The organism is Bacillus sp. JNUCC-22, assembly GCF_018861275.1.
GTDB classification, from domain to species: Bacteria; Bacillota; Bacilli; order Bacillales; family Bacillaceae; genus Bacillus; species Bacillus velezensis.
This window is the reverse complement of the sequence record NZ_CP076408.1, coordinates 1,521,340-1,539,663: the sequence shown is the minus strand read 5'-3', so window position 1 is coordinate 1,539,663 and position 18,324 is coordinate 1,521,340. Positions and strand designations below refer to the sequence as shown.

The window sequence follows — 18,324 nt, the reverse complement described above, 5'->3', positions numbered from 1 at the left end:
ATCTTACGCCTCCTTCATTCCGATAAAGGACATCATGCGTCCCGTTTTCCCTTTGTCGCGGCGGTGTGAAAAGAATAGTTCACGCTCTCGTTCGGTGCATAAACCGCTGACTGAAATGTTTTCTTCCGGAATGCCGCAATGTATCAGAAGAAGACGGTTGACCTCTTTTAAATCAAGCTGATACTGGCCTTTTTCCGTTTCGCATATGGCGGATTCAGCCGTAAAAGGCAGCGCCCGCACTTCATTGATGACGCGGTCGTCGACTGTATAGCTTCCCGCGCTGATGGACGGACCGATGACAGCCTGAATATCTGTTAAACGGGAGCCTTCTTCGTTTACCCAGCGTTCCGTCATGATGCGTCCGATTTGTTTGACCGTCCCCTTCCATCCGGCATGGGCAGCGCCGATAATGGATTTCACCGGGTCATAAAAATACAAGGGCACACAGTCCGCAAAACAAAGGGCCAAAAAAAGATTCGCATCTTTCGTGTAGAGCCCGTCCGTCCCGCGGAATGCGGAAGAATAGTCTCTCGCTCCTTTTCCTTTATCCCCGGCTGTCACGCGCCGGACGCGGTTTTCATGTGTCTGGTCGGCGAACACCCAGGAATCCAGATCAGTACCGCATAAGGACGCTATGACTTCACGGTTTGTCACAACATCATGAGCTTCGTCCCGGACGTGCAATCCGGTATTTAATGACTCATACGGAGGATTGCTGACACCGCCGTTTTTCGTTGTGAATCCGGCGATGACCTTTGTGTTAAGCTGATTCACACAGTTCCAGTCTTCTATCATGAGTGCCGAGGGGGTGGTAAGACTAAACGGGTGATATGTATTCATGGAGATCCAACCTTTCGACAAACATTAAAAAAGCGTAATTTCCCACTCATTTTAACACAATTTTAAGCATACGTTTAGCGGCTGATTGAAAAATGAGATAAATAAATGTGCCGGAAACATTGAGATTTCCGGCTTTTTACAAGTAAAGGGAGGATTACGCTCCCCCCTTTGGTTCGTTTACACGCACTAAGATGACATCTTCCCCAATTTTAACTATATTTCGCCAAGGAATGATCATTTCCTCTTCTTTTCCGAAAAAACCGAGAACTTTTCCGCTGCCGCCTAAAATAATCGCCTGAATTTTTCCCGTTGTCACGTTAATATCAATATCACCGATGCTTCCGAGTTTTTTTCCGTTCGACACGTTTACCACATCTTTTATTTGAAATTCAGATATGCTGATCATCCGTATCACGCCCTTTGCCCGTTCTTTTTCCTATTATATGAACGGCCGGGCTGAACCTTGTCACATCGGGCAATCTTTTTTGCGGCTGCACCAGCCGAGGATAAATCTCAGCATAATTTTCGTATAGTCCATAAGCTCATCAACGGACACTTCCTCGTTTACGGAGTGGGCGTTTTTTAAATCGCCGGGACCGTATATGACGCTCGGAATCCCGGCATGATAAAGCCACCCTCCGTCAGTTACGGTTTGGGAAACATCAATGACGGGCTCCTGTTTTCTGACGGCTGAGTGTGATGCAGCCAAGACAGAAACTGCCGGATGATCCGGGTCGATTTCCAGCGCCGGGAACACCTCTCCTCTGTCTTCAATCATCGAAGATCCGCCCCATTTGAACACCGGCCTGTTTTCTTTGAGCCACAGATCACTGTCAGCGACACGATTAATATAGTCTTCGATTTCTGCGGCTGCTTGTTCGTGCGTTTCGTTCGGATAAAAGTGGACGGTGATCCATAACCGGCATTCATCGGCGACAAACGCTGCGTGTCTTCCGCCTTCAATGACGGCAGGGTTGATCGTATTGGTGCCGGGCGCAAAGCCGGGGTAGCTTTTCGTTACCGCCCAGTGGCGCTCCAGCTCTCCCAAGGCAGTGATGATTTTCGCCATTTTTTCGATGGCGCTCGCTCCGAATGTGCCTCCGCCCGCATGAATCATATTGCGCCTCATGCCGTCATGAAATGTTTGTTTGCTTTTCAATTCTATCCAGCCGGTGATGACTCCGCCCTGCCCTTGAATATGCAGGCTGCTCGTATCCGCGACAACGGCAAAATCCGCGTGATAGCCGCGTTTGCAGCATTCCAGCGTCCCCGCCTCACCGACTTCTTCTCCGATTACAGACTGTACAATGAGGTCGCCCGGAAGCTTAATGCCGGCATCATGGATCAGCTTCAGAGAGAAAAGAACACACGCCAAACCCCCTTTCATATCAGCGGCGCCCCTTCCGATCAGCATGCCGTCTTTTACGTGCGGCTGAAACGGGTCAGAGTGCCAGTCTTCGCCCCCGGCTTCTGCCACATCAATGTGTCCGTTTAAAATCAGGCTTTGATGCCTGCTTGAATCTGTCCCTTTTAAAACACCGACTACATTCGGATCTTCCGGATACACATCCCACATATCGACCGAGCAGCCCGTTTCTTTTAAAAATCCGGCCACCCACTTTTGGGCTTCTGCCGTATTTCTTGCTGGCGGGGCCGGAGTGGGAAAGGCTATCAATCTTTCAGCAATATGTATGAAGTCGTGCCGCCGTTTCTCCGCCTGGTGTAACAGCATATCAATCTGATGCATTGGAAATCTCCCCTTTGGCTGTATCAAAAAAACCGTTTCATTCATGAAATGAAACGGGTAAAAAACGGGTCTTCCTCCGCTTTTTTCACCGCTTCCCTCCGCCGGCATGATCCGGATCAGGTCCTTTAAGGGTTGAGACAACGTCTCTCTCAGCCGCATGGCAGCACCCCCAGGGTGAATTTATGTTATTTTACGGATGATGCCTCTTTTGCACGTGTTAAAAACGGGCGGCCATTGTTCCATAAGACATTGACAGGCATATCGAAAAACGCTGTAAGCCGCTCGTCAGAAAGCATGTCCCTGATTTTCCCGGAGGCGAACACCTCGCCCTGTTTTAAAAGCAGCGCCTGATCAAACACCGGCAGAATTTCTTCAGCGTGATGGGTGACATAAAGGATGGACGGCGCATTTTCTTTTTCGGCGATCGACGTAATCGTGTCCAGCAGCTGCTCCCTTGCCATAAAATCAAGACCCGTCACGGGTTCGTCCAAAATCAGCAGTTCCGGATCAGCCATAAGCGCCCGCGCAATCAGCGCTCTTTGTCTTTCCCCTTGTGATAATGTTTCATACCGTCTGTCGGCGTAACCGATGGCGCCCAAATCCTTCAGAAGTCCGATCGCTTTTTCCCTTACCTGCTCACTCGGAGTTGCGTACAGCCCGATTGAGGCGTACGCGCCGCTGAGGGCGATTTCAAAAGCGGAGTCCGCGGCATATAATTTGTGCTGAAGACCTGCCGAAACAAGACCGATTTTCCTTCTGAGCCTGTCACCGAGCTCTGTTTTGCCGAATTGATGGCCGAGCACCTGCATCTCTCCTGAAGTGGGGAAGTAATAAGAGCATAACATATTCAGCAAAGCCGTTTTTCCGGCTCCGTTTAATCCGTACAGCACCCAATTTTCGTTTTTCTCGACGCGCCAGTTAATATCTTTCAAAATCCATTTCCCGTTTCTTTTTAATGACACACTGTCCAGCTGTAAAATCATTGCAGTTTCCCCCGTTTGCTTTGTTTAAATTTTCTAAAAACTTTTACACATTAGAATACATTACTTTTTTGCAAGCGTAAACCATCGCATGAAAAAAGCCTTTAAACAAGGTTTAAAGGCTTTTTCCGTTATTGATGGATATTCTTATTCATTTGTTTAATGGCTGCCTTTTCAAGCCTTGAGACCTGAGCTTGGGATATGCCGATTTCTTCAGCGACTTCCATTTGGGTTTTCCCTTGGAAAAAGCGCTTTCGCAAAATCATTTTTTCCCGTTCGTTCAGTCTTCTCATGCCTTCTTTCAGAGCCAGCTCCTCAATCCATTGTGTATCCTTATTGCGCTCATCGCTGATCTGGTCCATCACGTAAATCGGATCGCCGCCGTCATTATAAATCGGCTCAAACAGTGAAACCGGATCCTGGATGGCGTCAAGGGCAAACACAATTTCTTCATGGGGCACTTCAAGAACTTTGGCGATTTCCTCTGCTGTCGGCTCCCTGCTTGTCTCACTGATTAACCGCTCTCTTACTTGAAGCGCTTTATATGCGATATCGCGAAGCGACCTCGAGACGCGGATCGGATTATTATCCCGCAAATATCTGCGGATTTCTCCGATGATCATCGGTACAGCGTATGTTGAAAACTTAACATTATGGCTTAGGTCAAAATTATCAATGGATTTCATTAGTCCGATGCAGCCGACCTGAAATAAGTCATCAACATACTCTCCTCTGTTGTTAAACCTCTGAATGACGCTTAAGACAAGGCGCAGATTGCCGTTTACAAGCTTTTCCCTCGCTGAATCATCGCCCTCATCCTGTAATTGCCTAAACAGCTTTCTCATCTCTTCATTCTTGAGCACCGGTAATTTGGAGGTATCCACCCCGCAAATTTCGACTTTATTTCTTGACACGTTTTTCCCTCCCACTAGGAGCTGCTGTACAACGTTAAGTATCTCCTCGGGTGGGAAAAATATGCACCGCCATTTTACAGAAATAAACATCCGGCTGCGGCAATCCTTGCAGCAGTAAGGGCTGTCAGATGGAAAAAATTTTACACCATTTTGTTAAACTCTTTTCTCAGTCTTTTGATAATCCGCTTTTCGAGCCGGGAGATATAAGATTGTGAAATCCCCATCATGTCGGCTACATCTTTTTGGGTTTTTTCTTCTTCTCCGACAAGCCCGAAACGCAGTTCCATAATCTGCTTTTCTCTTTCGTTTAATTGCTCAAGCGCTTTTTTCAAAAGTTTTTTATCCACATTGGCTTCAATGTCTTTTGTAATAATATCATCATCTGTGCCGAGCACATCCGAAAGCAGCAGCTCGTTTCCGTCCCAATCAATATTCAGCGGTTCATCAAAGGACACCTCTGAACGGATTTTATTGTTTCGGCGCAAGTACATTAAAATTTCGTTTTCGATACATCGCGACGCGTAGGTGGCGAGTTTGATTTTCTTTTCCGGATTAAAAGTGTTTACCGCTTTGATCAAACCGATGGTGCCGATGCTGATTAAGTCCTCGATGTTGATGCCGGTATTTTCGAACTTGCGGGCAATGTAAACGACAAGACGTAAGTTTCTCTCAATCAGGATGGCCCGCGCCGCCTGATCCCCGCTCGGCAGCTTTAATAAGAGCACCTGCTCCTCTTCTTTAGACAAAGGCGGCGGCAGCGCCTCGCTTCCTCCTATGTAATACACTTCATCGCTTTTCAGTCCGAGTTTCATCAGCCATTTATACCACAAATATGTCAGACGCAGCTTAAGTTTTTTCATCTTCCTCCCCCTTCTAAATACAACGCGTTTTGAGTATGATGAATAACAGACTTTTCGTCAGGAAACATGTTTTACAGCCTTCCCTGTCAGCATCTTCGGATGAACGATTCCGTCAAATTCACCGTCCGCGGATAATGGTTTTGTGCTGATGCCGATCAGGCATTTTTCACAAGCGATCATTTCGTCTTTTGTTAAAATCGTGACGTAATCCGGCTTTAAACAGAGTAAAAATTGATTGTCCTGGCCGACGCCCCTGTATGGAATCAGCCTCAGCTTATCCGCATGGCGGAACGAATCATCAAGCTGCTCTATCACTTCAAGCGGACTGGCGGATTTGATGAGGTCCGTTTCCTTTTCGCTGAGAATCAGAGCGAATTTGTCAATGTGAAGGATCATGACCGGCGTTTTCGTCAGCGGATCATACAGCTGATTCCCGGAATCCACCAATCCTTTCGCGCGGATTGTCTGTCCGCTGAATTCCGCCTGCACCATGACAAGTTCATCGTACTGAATGGACTTCGTCTCGATGTCTTCAATTCTCTTTTTCGAGAAAAACCATATGGCCGGAAATCCGATAACTACAAACATCCAGCTGATCGGGTCGCCGAATCCGGTCTGGATTGTGACCATTACCCCTTGCTGCACAATTGATTCTGTCTGCAGCAGGGAATGTACGCCGATCATTCCCCCGCCGACGAGAAAAGTCGCGAAATAAAAGGCGAACAAATTTTGAAAAAAGTATCGGAACCGTTTAAAGCCAAAAGCCGTAAGCACGATGACTACTGAAAACGCCATTTTTCCCGCCGGATGCTCCACAAAGGGAGAAACAGGCGTAAACATCAGAAGCACAATGGCTGACCCGATGAAACCGCCGGCGGCCACTCTTCTTTTTTTTACCTGGCGTTTTAAAATAAAGGCGGTCAATAAAAGCAAAAGAGAATCAAAACAAAAGTTCAACAGCCAAATGACATCCAGATAGATTTTCACATCTGACCCCTTTCCTCTTTTGTCTTACTTATCTGTTTCTCTCTCTTGTTTCATAAGTATAAAGCAAGCTCTGTGGGAAAGTCTGTCAATTAATGTTGAGGGTAAAGTACAATTTTTAAGGGATAACCGTTTTATTTGTCGAGGGCCGAAAGGGTTGCTTTCCTATTGTCCGTTTCAACTAAAAAAGCGCTGCCGTGATCTGGCAGCGCTCTGTTTTTACTCATTGATATAAAGTTTTCCTTTAGCCGTCTGTCTCGTTTCATTTCCGTAGTCATCTCTTGCGATAACGTCAATTTTTGCTCCGCTTGCTTTGATGGAAGAGGTCGCCGTCCAGTAACCCTCATATCGTCCCGGAGAAATTTCTCTCAGCGGAAGCTCTGTTGCGTTTTGGCTCCCTGCCCGGGCGTTTGTCAGAGGCAGACGGATAACGAAGGAAGCGTCTAATTTCTTTCCGCTTGAAAAAGCGATTTTCACTGATTCTCCGGCTTTTAATTCCTTATCCGCTCCGGGAACCAATCCGGAAATGACGGGAGCATTGTAATTGACATCGATTACCGTCTTTTTCGTTGTTTTGTTACCCGCTTCATCTGAGGCCGTGACCTTGATCTCATTGCTGCCGTTTTCCAGAAGGGTTCTCGCTTGATAAGAACCGTTATTTACTTCAGCTTTTTTTCCGTTCACCTTTACCCATTCTAAATGGGCGTCGTGCACTTTTCCTTTTACGGTCACTGCTTCTTTATTTGTTTTATCACCTTTTGCCGGACTGTCAATCGTCACATCCGGCTTATCCTCATCCAGTATGACCGTGACAGGGCGTGACTCATCGGTTGACCCGCTGTCTGTCACAGATGCCGCCGTCAGCCGATTGGCATCTTCAGTGAGTGTGACGCCGGCCTGGAAATTGCCGTCTGCATCTGCTTTCGTTTCTGCGGCGGTTTTACCGTTATTGGTAAGACGGACAGCGGTTTTTGGTGAAGCCGTTCCCTTCACCGTGATTGACTTCTTGTTTGTAAATGACCGGTCTTCAGGCGACGTTATGTCAGGCACAGAAGCTTCGTAGTCGACCAAAGCCCTGATCATAAAGTTTCCGTCTGATTTATCGGTTTTAGACCAGCGGCCGTCGAGGTATTGCCAGTTTCTGTTCGAGTACGGACTGCCGTCATCAGATGACAGGGCAGGTGTATAAGGATCGGGTTTCGTCTGGCGGAACACAAGATAAAAATCCTTTCCGACCGCGATTCCTTTTGAGCTGAGATCCACTTTGGTCCATTCGCCGTTTCGAAGCGCTTCAGCTTGGAACGGGCCGGCAATTTTGCTGCCCGGAGCTCCATCAGGGCCGGATGCATCATATACTTCTGCTTGAAATTCGGTACCGCCCGGATCAGGCCAGTCGGCGCCCCAAAATTTAAAAAGGCCTCCCGTCAGCATACCGTGTTCTTTTCCGTCTTTGAGCGTCATCTTAACGGCAGATTTGCTGCCGGCTTTAAAATATGACAGCGCGGCTTCTTCCGTTCCGTTATCATAGGCAATTTCCCCTTCATAACCGATATACGGCTTAAGCTTGACGTTTTTTTCAGCATCTCCTTTGATGTCAACGGAAAATTCGCTATTGTAAAAGCCTTTTGCCGCTACTTTGATTGTGTAGGAGCCTTCGTACGCCTTAAGCGAATATTCCCCTTTATCGTTTGTCACCGCCGGTTCAATTGCGGCATCCTCAGCCACATAAAGCGCAGCCCCTTTTACCGGTTCGCCTGTTGACTGATTGGTGATGGTTCCTTTTAGCGTGCCGGACGGCATTTGCTCCAGTGTAAAGTCTGCCTGTGCGGTTTTGTCTGATTGAATAGAAACTTGTTTCGAAGCGGACTTAAATCCGTAAGCCTCGGCTTTCAGCGTATAGCTTCCCGCCTTATGCGACAGGCTGTAGCTTCCGCTTGCAGGGTCGGAATATACGGATTTCCCCGTCTCGGCGACACTGATTTGCGCTCTGAGAGGGAGGAGGTTTGTTTCACGTTTTACTCTTTTTCCGGGTGATTTCACTGCCGGTTTGGCCTGTTTCGGACTGACGGCTTTTTTCTTCAGGTGGCCGGGAGGTGTTTGTCTATTGTGTTTACTTTTTTTAGCCGCCTTGCCGAGAGGGCTGCTTGAAAGCCGGACATCATCGATATACCATCCGTCTTCATTCAGTACTTCGTCTGACTGCATATTAAACATGAGCTTTATGTTTTGGCCTTTATACGCAGATAAATCTGCCTCTTCATCGTTCCATCCTGCGGAGTCACCATTGTAAACGGCCGCCTGCTCCCAATTTGATTTTCCTTCCGGAAGAACGAACACATACCCGTAATCAAAAAATTCTTCGAGCTTGTGCCAGCTTTTAAATTGCAAAAACAGCCGTCCTGTTTCCGGAACTTGAATCGGAGGCATCACCAAATTCATGTTGGCTGAATCGGCATAAGGGCCGGACAGATTCGTCGCATACACTTTATCTCCGGAAAATGCGGCGCCGGGCCCTGAACCCGGGATACCCCATTCCCATTGGTCATGTGTCCCGTAACTGGACCAGCCCGCCGGCTGTGATTCAAAATCCTCTTTGTATCCCGCCGTAATGCTCGGTTTCACGTCAGCCCGGTACGTATCAGATTCTACAGAATGACCTCCGAAATCTTTTATGGTCCATTTATAACTTACCTTGCTTCCCGTTACATCCGGAATCTCCGCCTGGTATGTTCCCTTTTTTTCATCACCGCTTTTTTGAACGGCGGCTGTCGTTTTCCACTTTCCTTCATCAAACTGATAGGAAAGGATGACTTCAGTTACGCTTACATCGTCTTCTGCTGTAACCGTTAACGGAAGGTTTGCCCCTTTGTAAGCCGCTGAGACCGGTTCATGGTGAAAGCTCGGCGGATTGTGATCTTCGCCCGCAGAAGAGACCTTGCCTTCTACGCTTCCGATTCCGTCCGTTACGGCAGAAACGGCATCAAAAGCGTTAACGAGACCGTGGCCGTAACCGTTATTCGGTGATTCCGGAAAAACGGAATCTGTCAGCTTTTCGGCGGTGCGCGTCAAAACGTCTTCCATTTCATCGACCGTAATAGAGGCGTTCGCCTGCCTTAACAAAGCCGCCGTCGCCGCCACATGCGGCCCGGCCATTGAAGTTCCGTCCCAGCCGCCTTCGTATGTTCCTCCAGGAATCGAAGAACGGATATTCACTCCCGGAGCCGAAATGTCCGGTTTTGTTTCATGATACGGTGAGGGGCCTTGAAGTGAGAAATCAGCGAGTTTCTTGTCGATGTCGGTCGCACCTGTCGCAAATGCTTCAGGATAATTGGCCGGGTTTGCGATTGAACCCGGTCCTCCCGGTGTAAATAAGTCTTCATTTCCCGCAGAGAATTCCGGGAAAATCCCTGCTGCTCTCCACGCATTCACCATATCTCGGTACCACTCGTCCATTCCCGAACCGCCTGCCCAGGAATTATTAACAACATCCGGCGCCATCTCGGGATGCGGCGTGCCGTTTTTATCTTTAGGCGCGAGCACCCATTCACCGGCATCCAAAATATCGGCATCAGTTCCTCCGTCACCTGAAAATGCTTTTACTGCGATCCATTTCGCCCCCGGAGCCACACCGATTTGATTTGAGCCGTCAGGTTCTGAACCCGTCATGGTCCCTGTTACATGAGTGCCGTGTTCAAGATCATCGTAGGGAGCGTCTTTATGGGACACGGCATCATACCAGTTCATTTCATGATTCGGCGCTGCGGGATTTTCAGGATCGTAACCCCGGTATTTTTCTTTAAGCGCCGGATGATCCCACTGAACTCCCGTATCAATGGAGGCGACAACCGTGCCGGTTCCGTCGTATCCTGAAGCCCAGGCCTGCGGCGCATCAATTTGGCTGATATTCCATTCGATGCCTTCCTTTGCTTTGATCTCTTTTTGTTTTTTCTTCATTTGAAAAGGAGCTTTTGATTGTCGTTGAGTAAGCTGACGTTTTTCATTCGGAAGAACTTTTTCTACTTCAGGAAATGAGGCGGCTTTTTCCATTACCTCTTTCGAAGCAGTGACTGCCATTCCGTTAACAATATAATAGGAATGGATGTGATCAGCCTTGCCTTTCTTTTTTTGTTTTTCCAAATATGTTTTCAGATTCTGCTGCGCATCATGAGCCGCCAGTTTTAAAGAAGAAACGACGGCTGACCGCTTTTGATATTCGGTTTTTGCTGCGGAAAGCGATTGAGACTTGGCGTTTTTTTCTGCTTCTTTGACCGCTTTTTTCGTATTGGCTTTCTCTTTAAATTTGATAAGAAACGGGACTTTATCATTTTTTTCAAAACGCTTCTTGACTGAATCGGAAATCTTATGCTGAATGCTCTTAGAGGAAGAAAGATCTTTGGTGAAAGAAACTGCCCCCGGTGTGCTGTTCGCTCCGGCTGCACCCGGAAACAACAGGGAACTGACGACAATCGCGCTTAAAACGGAGCCTGTCCATCTGTTTCTTGTTTTTTTCTTCAATCGTATCCCCCCTTATTTGGTAACGCCCTATAAAATGTGTATCCCTCCTTCATAATTGGAATCGTTTGTTATTTCGATGCTGTACGTTAAATGTAGACAATCTTCCATCCAGATATTGTCACATTCTGTAGAAAGCCGTATGAAATTAAAAAACAATCAATTCGTCATAGGTATAAAGTTTCTTTTTTCACTGTATAGATCATGGGGATAGGAAGGAAGACTGTGCACAAAAGAAAAAGGACAAAACCATGTGGTCTTGTCCTTTTTTACATCAGCCGCGTTTGTTGCGGTTTCTTAAAAATGTAGGAATGTCGAGGGCATCATCCGCCGGCTGTGATGTATGGCGGTTCACCGTGTTTTGATGCTGTGTTTCTTCTCGTTTCGGCTCGCGTTTCGCAGCGTTTTGGCTTTGAGACTTCAATCCTTGGTTTAAAGTCGGACGCTGCGGTTTTGAGTCATCTTTTTCCTGTTCGATAAAACCGGTCGCAATAACGGTGACGACGATTTCATCTTTCAGATTTTCATTGATAACTGAACCGAAAATCATGTTGACATCAGGGTCAGATGCAGAAGCGACGATGTCGGCTGCTTCCTGCACTTCGTAGAGGCTCAGGTTTGTACCTCCCGTAATGTTCATCAAAACACCTTGCGCTCCGTCGATTGCCGCTTCCAGTAACGGACTGGAGATCGCCTTTTTGGCGGCTTCAGCAGCACGGCTTTCGCCCGTAGCGATCCCGATACCCATCAATGCTGAACCTTTGTTGGACATGATGGTTTTGACATCGGCAAAGTCCAAGTTGATTAAACCAGGCGTCGCTATGAGGTCAGAGATACCTTGCACCCCTTGGCGAAGCACGTTATCAGCTTCACGGAATGCTTCAAGCATCGGTGTGTTTTTATCGACAATTTCAAGAATGCGGTCATTCGGAATAACGATCAGTGTGTCAACGGCTTCTTTCATTGCCGTGATACCGCCTGCAGCCTGCAGCTGGCGTTTTCTTCCTTCAAATGTAAACGGTCTTGTTACGACACCGACAGTCAAAGCGCCTAAGTCCTTTGCGATTTGCGCGATAACCGGTGCGGCTCCCGTTCCGGTACCGCCTCCCATTCCGGCTGTAACGAACACCATGTCAGCGCCTTTCAGCGCTTCTTCGATTTGTTCCTTACTTTCTTCAGCGGCTTTTTTGCCGACTTCCGGATTCGCTCCCGCTCCGAGACCGCGGGTCAGCTTTTCCCCGATCTGCATTTTCACTTCCGCTTTTGACAGGTTAAGAGCTTGCGCGTCCGTGTTTACCGCAATGTACTCTACACCCTGCACTTCATTTTCAATCATTCGGTTGACCGCGTTATTACCGCCGCCTCCTACTCCGATTACTTTAATTGATGCTAAGCCGTCTATGTTTGTTTCGAAATCCAACATGCTAAATCCTCCTAATCTGCCGAATGACTATCAATCTATTCCCAAAACATGCTTAATAGTTTTTTCATTTTGCTCGGTTTGTTGTGTTCGGCTTGTGTTTTTTGTTTTGCTTTTGGACGCTGCTGCGCCTCTGGCCGCTGATGATGTTCTTCTTCGTGAGAGACCGCGATTTCCTGCACGGCTTCTTCCGGCATATGAAAGCCTATTTTTCTTCCCTGAATTCTGGCATTTCGGCAGGCAAATTGTATCAAGCCGACACCCGTCATATACTGAGGGTCTCTTACACCGATATAATTCGGGCTTGCGACCCTTACATTGTGCCTCAGCACTTCCTGTGCCAATGAAAGCACTCCGGGCATTGCGGCCTGTCCGCCGGTCAGCACAAAGCCGCCGGGCAGATCTGTAATTCCCATATGCTCAATTTCGGATGCGGCAATCTCAAGAATCTCTTCCACTCTTGCTTCAATAATATTGGCAATTTCCTGCTGTGTAAAAGATTGCTTTTGATTCGTTCCTATGACGGTGACTTCAAATACTTCATCTTCTGAAGCCTCATCGTAGAATGCATGTCCGAATTGTTTTTTTACTCTTTCAGCCTCTTCGGTGGAAGTGCGCAATCCGATCGATACATCTTTCGTGATGTTTTCGCCTCCGAGCGGAATGACGGCTGTCTCCTTCAGGTGCCCCTGTTCAAATACCGCCACCGTCGTCGAGCCGCCGCCGATATCAATCATGGCGACTCCGAGGTTTTTTTCGTCTTTTGACAAAGCCGCCGAACCGGCCGCAAGCGGCTGCAGGCAGATATCAGTAATTTCAACGCCCGCTCTCTCCACACAGCGAAGTAAATTATGTAAGATCGTTTTGGAGCCGGTAATCAGCGTGCCTTCTACTTCCAGGCGCACGCCGAGCATTTTTTTCGGATCGGTAATTTCGTCTCTTCCGTCAACGATAAACTGTTTAGGAACGACGTCAACGATCAGCTGCTCATGCGGAACTGACACGACCTGTGCCGCTTCCATTACCCTGCGGACGTCTTCAACGTGAATTTCTTTGTTTTCACTGGAAACAGCGACAACGCCGTTCGTATCTTGAATATGAATATAATTTCCATTAACGCCGACAATGGCTTTTTTCAGCGGAAAACCTACCATTCTTTCAGCTTGGTCAAACGCTTTTCTTATAGAATGAACGGTTTCATCTATATCAACGATTGAGCCTTTTTTCAACCCTTCAGACGGTACATTTCCCACTCCGATAATGTTAAGGGAATCATCTGTCATTTCTCCGACGATCACTTTTGTATTGGACGTACCGATGTCAAGACTGACGTAAAGTTCATTGTTGTTCATTCTATGGCACCTCCTCACATTTCGATCAAATTCTATTCTATTATTTGCGGAACAACAATACAATGAATGTGGCTTTACAAGTGTGTAACAAAAACAACAGCATCAACAAATTCTTATCTGATTTCTCACAATTTATGTTTAATGAAACTATTCGTTATATTCTATGTATATCCTCTTTTATATCGCATTTTTTTTATTTTTTTTAGAGACGGCCCACCTTACCGTAAGATTTCTTGTCACGGTGTCATACTGTGCAATCCAGATGCAAATATATCCGCTTTCCCTTAGTCTACACTAAGATGAACCTCCAGAAAAGCTATAGATATTGCCAGAAACATCCGAAAAAAGAAGAAACAGGAGGAAAATTCCAAATGTAATGCTCACTGCAGAAGACACGCCCATTGCATTGAGAATTTTCCGCTTGTCCGGCAGCCATATCCCGGGCAAAAACAAACATAGTCATAATGATTCCGCTATCGGTTATATCGGCTGCCCCGCTGATTGTAATAGATTCTTTTGAACCGCCTTTAAATTAGTTCTTTAGAACTATTAATCATTTTCTTTTTTCTTGCCGGATTTACCTTTGTTAAATTCTTCAAAATACGTAGCGACTTCTAAGTGGATAATCCCCTTTTTCCCGCCATCCAGCTGGGAAACGATAGAAGGATAGGTCTTCATCCGGCCGGCAAACGTTTTAATAGAAGCGGTAACTACATACCCGTCGTTCATATACAGCTTGATCCGGTCCTGATCCATTTTTACCGGTGTATAATAGATTTCAGAAATCGACTGCTTAAGCGAACCGGAAAGCTTATCAAGCTGCTCCGCCATTTTGACCCGCTTTTTCGCGTTTGTCCAGTCAACCAAAATCGGGCCCGCGTCATCCGGCGTGACTTCGTTCGGCAGCACAGTGCCGTTTTCGAGCACTTCATAATACACATCATGTCGCTGCAGATACGCGATCGTCTTGTATTCTTCAATGTGAATGCTGACTTTGTTAGGAAATACTTTTGAAAGTTCCGCCTTTTTCACCAGCTTATTCTGCTCAATCTTTTCTTCTGTTTGTTTCTTGTTCAGACTCCAGAACTCGGTTTGTCCGTTATGTATATCAGAAAGCGCGTTGATCTCTTTTACAGACACGTTTTCGTTTCCGGAAACGGTGACAGAAGACACTTTGCTGATCGGCATCTGCAAGTACACGATGATCAGCACCATCATAAAAAAGAGCACAATGAATGAAATCAGCCGGCGGTTTGCTTTTTGTTTCCGCTGCTCTTTGATTTTCGGAATCCGCTCTTCAATATTTACGATTTTTTCTCTTTCATGATTTGGGTTCACTGCCTGTCCACCTCACTAAGAATGAAACAGCTTGACATTCGTCTGATTGAAAAACAAACGGCATGCTGTGATGCCGTTTGACATTTGTTAAAAGTATATCACATGAGCTCATGTAATCAGAGAACCTTTTAACGATTCCCTCCGATGATTTCAACTTCTGTATGCATGTCAACATCATACTGCTCACGGATTGTCTTTTTCACATATTCAATCAGGTCGAGAACGTCCTTGGCAGTCGCTCCGCCGGCATTGACGATAAAATTCCCGTGCATTTCGGACACTTTCGCTCCGCCGATCTGATGTCCTTTTAATCCCGCTTTTTCAACGAGGTTTCCGGCATGATTCGGCAGCGGATTTCTGAATATGCTTCCGGCGCATGGGCTTGAATACGGCTGCGTATTTTTTCTGTAATCTTTGTTCTGCTGCATTTGCGCCGTAATGGCTTCCCGTTCCTTTTGCTCAAGCTGAAGAACTGCCTCGAGACAGACACCGGGGCGTTTTTTCTGTAAAACAGACGTTCTGTAGCTGAAATCCATCTCTTCGTTCGTCAGCCATTCGATTGTGCCGTCTTCAAATAAGATACGGGCTTTCACAAGAATCTCACTCATATCAGATCCGTGCGCCCCGGCATTCATATAGACGGCTCCGCCGATTGATCCGGGAATGCCCGCTGCAAATTCGAGACCGGACATTCCTTTTTTACTCATGGAAGTCGCAAGCCGGACGACCGAATAGCCGCCTCCGACCGTCACCTGATCACCGTCAATCTCCAAATGATCCAGACCCGCGCCCAGTTTGATGACAACTCCTCTTATGCCTTCATCAAGCACGAGCAGATTTGAACCGCGGCCGATAACCGTCCATGGCAGATCATGTTTTTTCACAATATCCATAATATCTTTGACCGCTTCCACACGGTTGGGGATGATCAAAATGTCCGCCGGACCGCCGATTTTCATCGTTGTATGGTTCGCGAGCGGTTCTTGTTCCAGCACTTTGCCGACTTCGCGGTCTCTTAATTCCTGAATTACGTTCTCCATCATAAACCTCCGCATTCCATTTGCTCTATTTTTTTATGTCTTCCATGATACTGTACAGTCTGGCTGCCGCATCCGGAACACCGAGTGATTTTGTCCGCTCACTCATGTCTTTTAAGGTTTCTTCATTCATGACGATTTTGTCCAGCGCAGCGATCAGTTTTTCTCCGCTGAGCTCGGTTTCCTTCAGTACGATTGCAGCGTCATGCTGGCTGAGCGCCTTCGCATTGACTTCCTGGTGATTGGCTGTCACATACGGGCTCGGAATAAGCACGCTCGGAATGCCGAGAGCGGTGATTTCCGCAATCGTCGTCGCTCCGGCTCTGGCCACAATGACATCAATTGATTGTAAGTACTCCGGCATTTGGTGCAAAAACGGTTTTGTCACCATATTATCAGCGGCTTTTCCGCCTTTCAGCTCAGCCGTTACCTTCTCGTAATGCACTTCCCCGGTAATATAAAGCACTTGGTAAGGCCTCGTTTTCAATTCTTCCTGCATATCTATAACGGCACGGTTAATGGGAGCCGCGCCTCTGCTTCCGCCGAAAATGAGCACCGTTTTTTGATTGTCTTTCAGCCCGAACTCAGTTAACGAGCGGCCTGTCTTAATTGAGACGACTTCAGAGGCTCTCGGGTTTCCCGTAAACACAACTTTTTCAGCAGGAAAATGCGATTTTGCCTCTTCAAAGCAAATTGCCACCTTATTAACATATTTCGAGAGAAACTTATTTGTGATGCCGGGCAGGCTGTTTTGCTCATGAATGATCGTCGGAATCCCCATTTTTGCCGCCGCGTATACAACCGGACCGCATACATAGCCGCCTGTACCGATAACGGCATCCGGTTTAAACTCTTTTAAATATGATTTGCTTTTCGTCACGCCTTTTAAGAAACGCATGACGGTTTTTACATTTTCAAAAGAAAGTTTTCGTTTGAAACCTGTAATTTCAATGGCGCGGAACGGGATATTTTCCCGTTCAACAATTTTTTTCTCAAGACCGTTCTCTGTTCCGATATACAAAAATTCCACATCCGGATGCCGGCGCTGAACTTCTTTAATAAAGGCCAGGGCCGGATAAATATGTCCTCCGGTTCCGCCTCCGCTTACTGCAATACGCATTCGTATGTCCCCCTTAATCACATAGCGATAACCCTGTTTTTTAGGACAGGGTTATTGATGTTGTCTGTTTTTTTATAGATAACGAATAAATCATGAGTGATGAGGCAAGATACAGATCAATACCTCGAGTACCGGCTGACATTTAAAAGCACGCCGACCGCTGCGAGCATCAGCGTCAGTGATGAGCCTCCGTAGCTTAAAAACGGCAGCGTAATTCCTGTTACCGGGATCAGCCCCGTCACAACGCCGATATTAATCATGACTTGAATAGCTATCATAGAAATAATACCGATGGCGACAAAGCTTCCGTATAAATCCGGCGCGCCGAGGGCAATCCTGACGCCCCGCCATAATAAAATACTGAACAGCAGCAATATGAGCGAACCGCCGATAAAGCCGAGTTCCTCAGATAAAATAGCAAAAATGAAATCGGTTTGCGGCTCCGGCAGGTAAAAAAACTTTTGCCGGCTTTGACCCAGCCCCATTCCGAAAAGTCCGCCCGGACCTACGGCATAGAGCGACTGAATGATCTGAAATCCGCTTCCAAGCGGATCCTCCCACGGGTTTAAGTAAGAGGTAATCCGTTTAATCCGATAAGGAGCGGACAGAACTAGTGCCGCAAATCCGCTTAAACCGATGAGTCCGAGGAACGCAAAATGAGCGATTCGCGCACCGGAAACAAAAATCATCACGATGCACGTGCCCACCATTACCGTCCCCGTTCCCAGATCCGGCTGGCACATAATAATAATAAATGCAGAAAACACGATTCCGAGCGCGGGAACGAATCCGCGTCTGAATGACGTAATATTCTTCTGTTTTTCAGAAAGAAATTTAGCCAGAAACGCAATCATCGCGAGTTTCATAAACTCCGAAGGCTGAATGCTGAACGCTCCCACTCCGATCCAGCTTCTTGAACCGTTCCGCACCATTCCGACTCCCGGAATCAGCACAAGCACAAGCAGAAAAAAACAAATGATCAGAAGCAGCTTCGACCATGTGCGCCATGTCCAATAATCCACATTCATAATGAAAAACATGGCAATGACGCCGATTCCCGCAAACAGCAGCTGCCGTTTCGCGAAGAAAAACGAGTCGTCAAATTTATAATCCGCCCATACCGCACTTGCACTGTAGACCATAATTAATCCTATTGTTAAAAGCAATAACGTAATGATAACTAATAACAAATCAGGCGCTGTTTTTTTAGTAGTCAAAGC

Annotated in this window: 14 protein-coding genes and 1 riboswitch; all 14 genes read right to left on the bottom strand. The window is 46.9% G+C overall.

Annotated features, from left to right (window positions below; all coding sequences use genetic code 11):
• Positions 1–3: 3 nt before the first annotated feature.
• The 14 genes from pgeF to spoVE all read right to left on the bottom strand — a co-directional run bounded on the left by pgeF (position 4) and on the right by spoVE (position 18,321).
• Positions 4–840: a peptidoglycan editing factor PgeF gene (gene pgeF, locus JNUCC22_RS07765; protein WP_014304972.1), complete on the bottom strand. Its 837-nt coding sequence runs from the start codon at positions 838–840 to the stop codon at positions 4–6.
• Positions 841–994: 154 nt separating this feature from the next.
• A complete protein-coding gene (locus JNUCC22_RS07760; RefSeq protein ID WP_003154415.1) occupies positions 995–1,246 on the bottom strand; it encodes a YlmC/YmxH family sporulation protein in 252 nt (83 codons plus the stop codon).
• 60 nt (positions 1,247–1,306) lie between these two features.
• Positions 1,307–2,587 carry an acetylornithine deacetylase gene (locus tag JNUCC22_RS07755; protein ID WP_025284699.1) on the bottom strand — a complete coding sequence of 427 codons (1,281 nt, stop codon included), beginning with the start codon at positions 2,585–2,587 and terminating at the stop codon, positions 1,307–1,309.
• A gap of 76 nt (positions 2,588–2,663) precedes the next feature.
• A riboswitch (TPP riboswitch) is annotated at positions 2,664–2,768 on the bottom strand.
• A gap of 4 nt (positions 2,769–2,772) precedes the next feature.
• Positions 2,773–3,570 carry an ABC transporter ATP-binding protein gene (locus JNUCC22_RS07750; protein ID WP_160223036.1) on the bottom strand — a complete coding sequence of 266 codons (798 nt, stop codon included), beginning with the start codon at positions 3,568–3,570 and terminating at the stop codon, positions 2,773–2,775.
• Between the two features lie 128 nt (positions 3,571–3,698).
• Complete coding sequence (sigG, locus tag JNUCC22_RS07745) at positions 3,699–4,481, bottom strand: RNA polymerase sporulation sigma factor SigG (RefSeq protein ID WP_003154420.1); 783 nt, start codon at positions 4,479–4,481, stop codon at positions 3,699–3,701.
• A 140-nt stretch (positions 4,482–4,621) separates the two neighbouring features.
• Positions 4,622–5,341 (bottom strand): RNA polymerase sporulation sigma factor SigE, encoded by a 720-nt coding sequence (gene sigE / locus JNUCC22_RS07740; protein ID WP_007409714.1) that lies wholly within the window; start codon positions 5,339–5,341, stop codon positions 4,622–4,624.
• Positions 5,342–5,398: 57 nt separating this feature from the next.
• The gene (spoIIGA, locus tag JNUCC22_RS07735) at positions 5,399–6,328 is read right to left on the bottom strand and encodes a sigma-E processing peptidase SpoIIGA (protein ID WP_072589077.1); all 930 of its coding nucleotides are present in this window, start codon (positions 6,326–6,328) and stop codon (positions 5,399–5,401) included.
• A 216-nt stretch (positions 6,329–6,544) separates the two neighbouring features.
• Positions 6,545–10,840 (bottom strand): S8 family peptidase, encoded by a 4,296-nt coding sequence (locus tag JNUCC22_RS07730; protein WP_216062246.1) that lies wholly within the window; start codon positions 10,838–10,840, stop codon positions 6,545–6,547.
• 271 nt (positions 10,841–11,111) lie between these two features.
• Entirely contained in the window at positions 11,112–12,260 is a 1,149-nt protein-coding gene (gene ftsZ, locus JNUCC22_RS07725; protein ID WP_003154424.1) for a cell division protein FtsZ, read from the bottom strand.
• Positions 12,261–12,295: 35 nt separating this feature from the next.
• The gene (gene ftsA, locus JNUCC22_RS07720; RefSeq protein ID WP_007611286.1) at positions 12,296–13,609 is read right to left on the bottom strand and encodes a cell division protein FtsA; all 1,314 of its coding nucleotides are present in this window, start codon (positions 13,607–13,609) and stop codon (positions 12,296–12,298) included.
• Between the two features lie 549 nt (positions 13,610–14,158).
• Entirely contained in the window at positions 14,159–14,947 is a 789-nt protein-coding gene (locus JNUCC22_RS07715) for a cell division protein FtsQ/DivIB (protein WP_007409710.1), read from the bottom strand.
• 128 nt (positions 14,948–15,075) lie between these two features.
• The gene (gene murB / locus JNUCC22_RS07710; protein WP_015388267.1) at positions 15,076–15,987 is read right to left on the bottom strand and encodes a UDP-N-acetylmuramate dehydrogenase; all 912 of its coding nucleotides are present in this window, start codon (positions 15,985–15,987) and stop codon (positions 15,076–15,078) included.
• A gap of 25 nt (positions 15,988–16,012) precedes the next feature.
• On the bottom strand, positions 16,013–17,104 hold the full coding sequence (murG, locus tag JNUCC22_RS07705) for an undecaprenyldiphospho-muramoylpentapeptide beta-N-acetylglucosaminyltransferase (protein WP_014417719.1): 1,092 nt from the start codon (positions 17,102–17,104) through the stop codon (positions 16,013–16,015).
• A gap of 116 nt (positions 17,105–17,220) precedes the next feature.
• Positions 17,221–18,321: a stage V sporulation protein E gene (spoVE, locus tag JNUCC22_RS07700; RefSeq protein WP_003154430.1), complete on the bottom strand. Its 1,101-nt coding sequence runs from the start codon at positions 18,319–18,321 to the stop codon at positions 17,221–17,223.
• Positions 18,322–18,324 lie beyond the last annotated feature (3 nt).

Excerpts from the sequence above, each read along its gene's own strand:
- JNUCC22_RS07750 (WP_160223036.1), bottom strand. The coding sequence starts at position 3,570 with ATGATTTTACAGCTGGACAGTGTGTCATTAAAAAGAAACGGGAAATGG.
- pgeF (WP_014304972.1), bottom strand. The coding sequence starts at position 840 with ATGAATACATATCACCCGTTTAGTCTTACCACCCCCTCGGCACTCATG.
- murG (WP_014417719.1), bottom strand. The coding sequence starts at position 17,104 with ATGCGTATTGCAGTAAGCGGAGGCGGAACCGGAGGACATATTTATCCG.
- JNUCC22_RS07755 (WP_025284699.1), bottom strand. The coding sequence starts at position 2,587 with ATGCATCAGATTGATATGCTGTTACACCAGGCGGAGAAACGGCGGCAC.
- murB (WP_015388267.1), bottom strand. The coding sequence starts at position 15,987 with ATGGAGAACGTAATTCAGGAATTAAGAGACCGCGAAGTCGGCAAAGTG.
- sigE (WP_007409714.1), bottom strand. The coding sequence starts at position 5,341 with ATGAAAAAACTTAAGCTGCGTCTGACATATTTGTGGTATAAATGGCTG.
- ftsZ (WP_003154424.1), bottom strand. The coding sequence starts at position 12,260 with ATGTTGGATTTCGAAACAAACATAGACGGCTTAGCATCAATTAAAGTA.
- ftsA (WP_007611286.1), bottom strand. The coding sequence starts at position 13,609 with ATGAACAACAATGAACTTTACGTCAGTCTTGACATCGGTACGTCCAAT.
- JNUCC22_RS07760 (WP_003154415.1), bottom strand. The coding sequence starts at position 1,246 with ATGATCAGCATATCTGAATTTCAAATAAAAGATGTGGTAAACGTGTCG.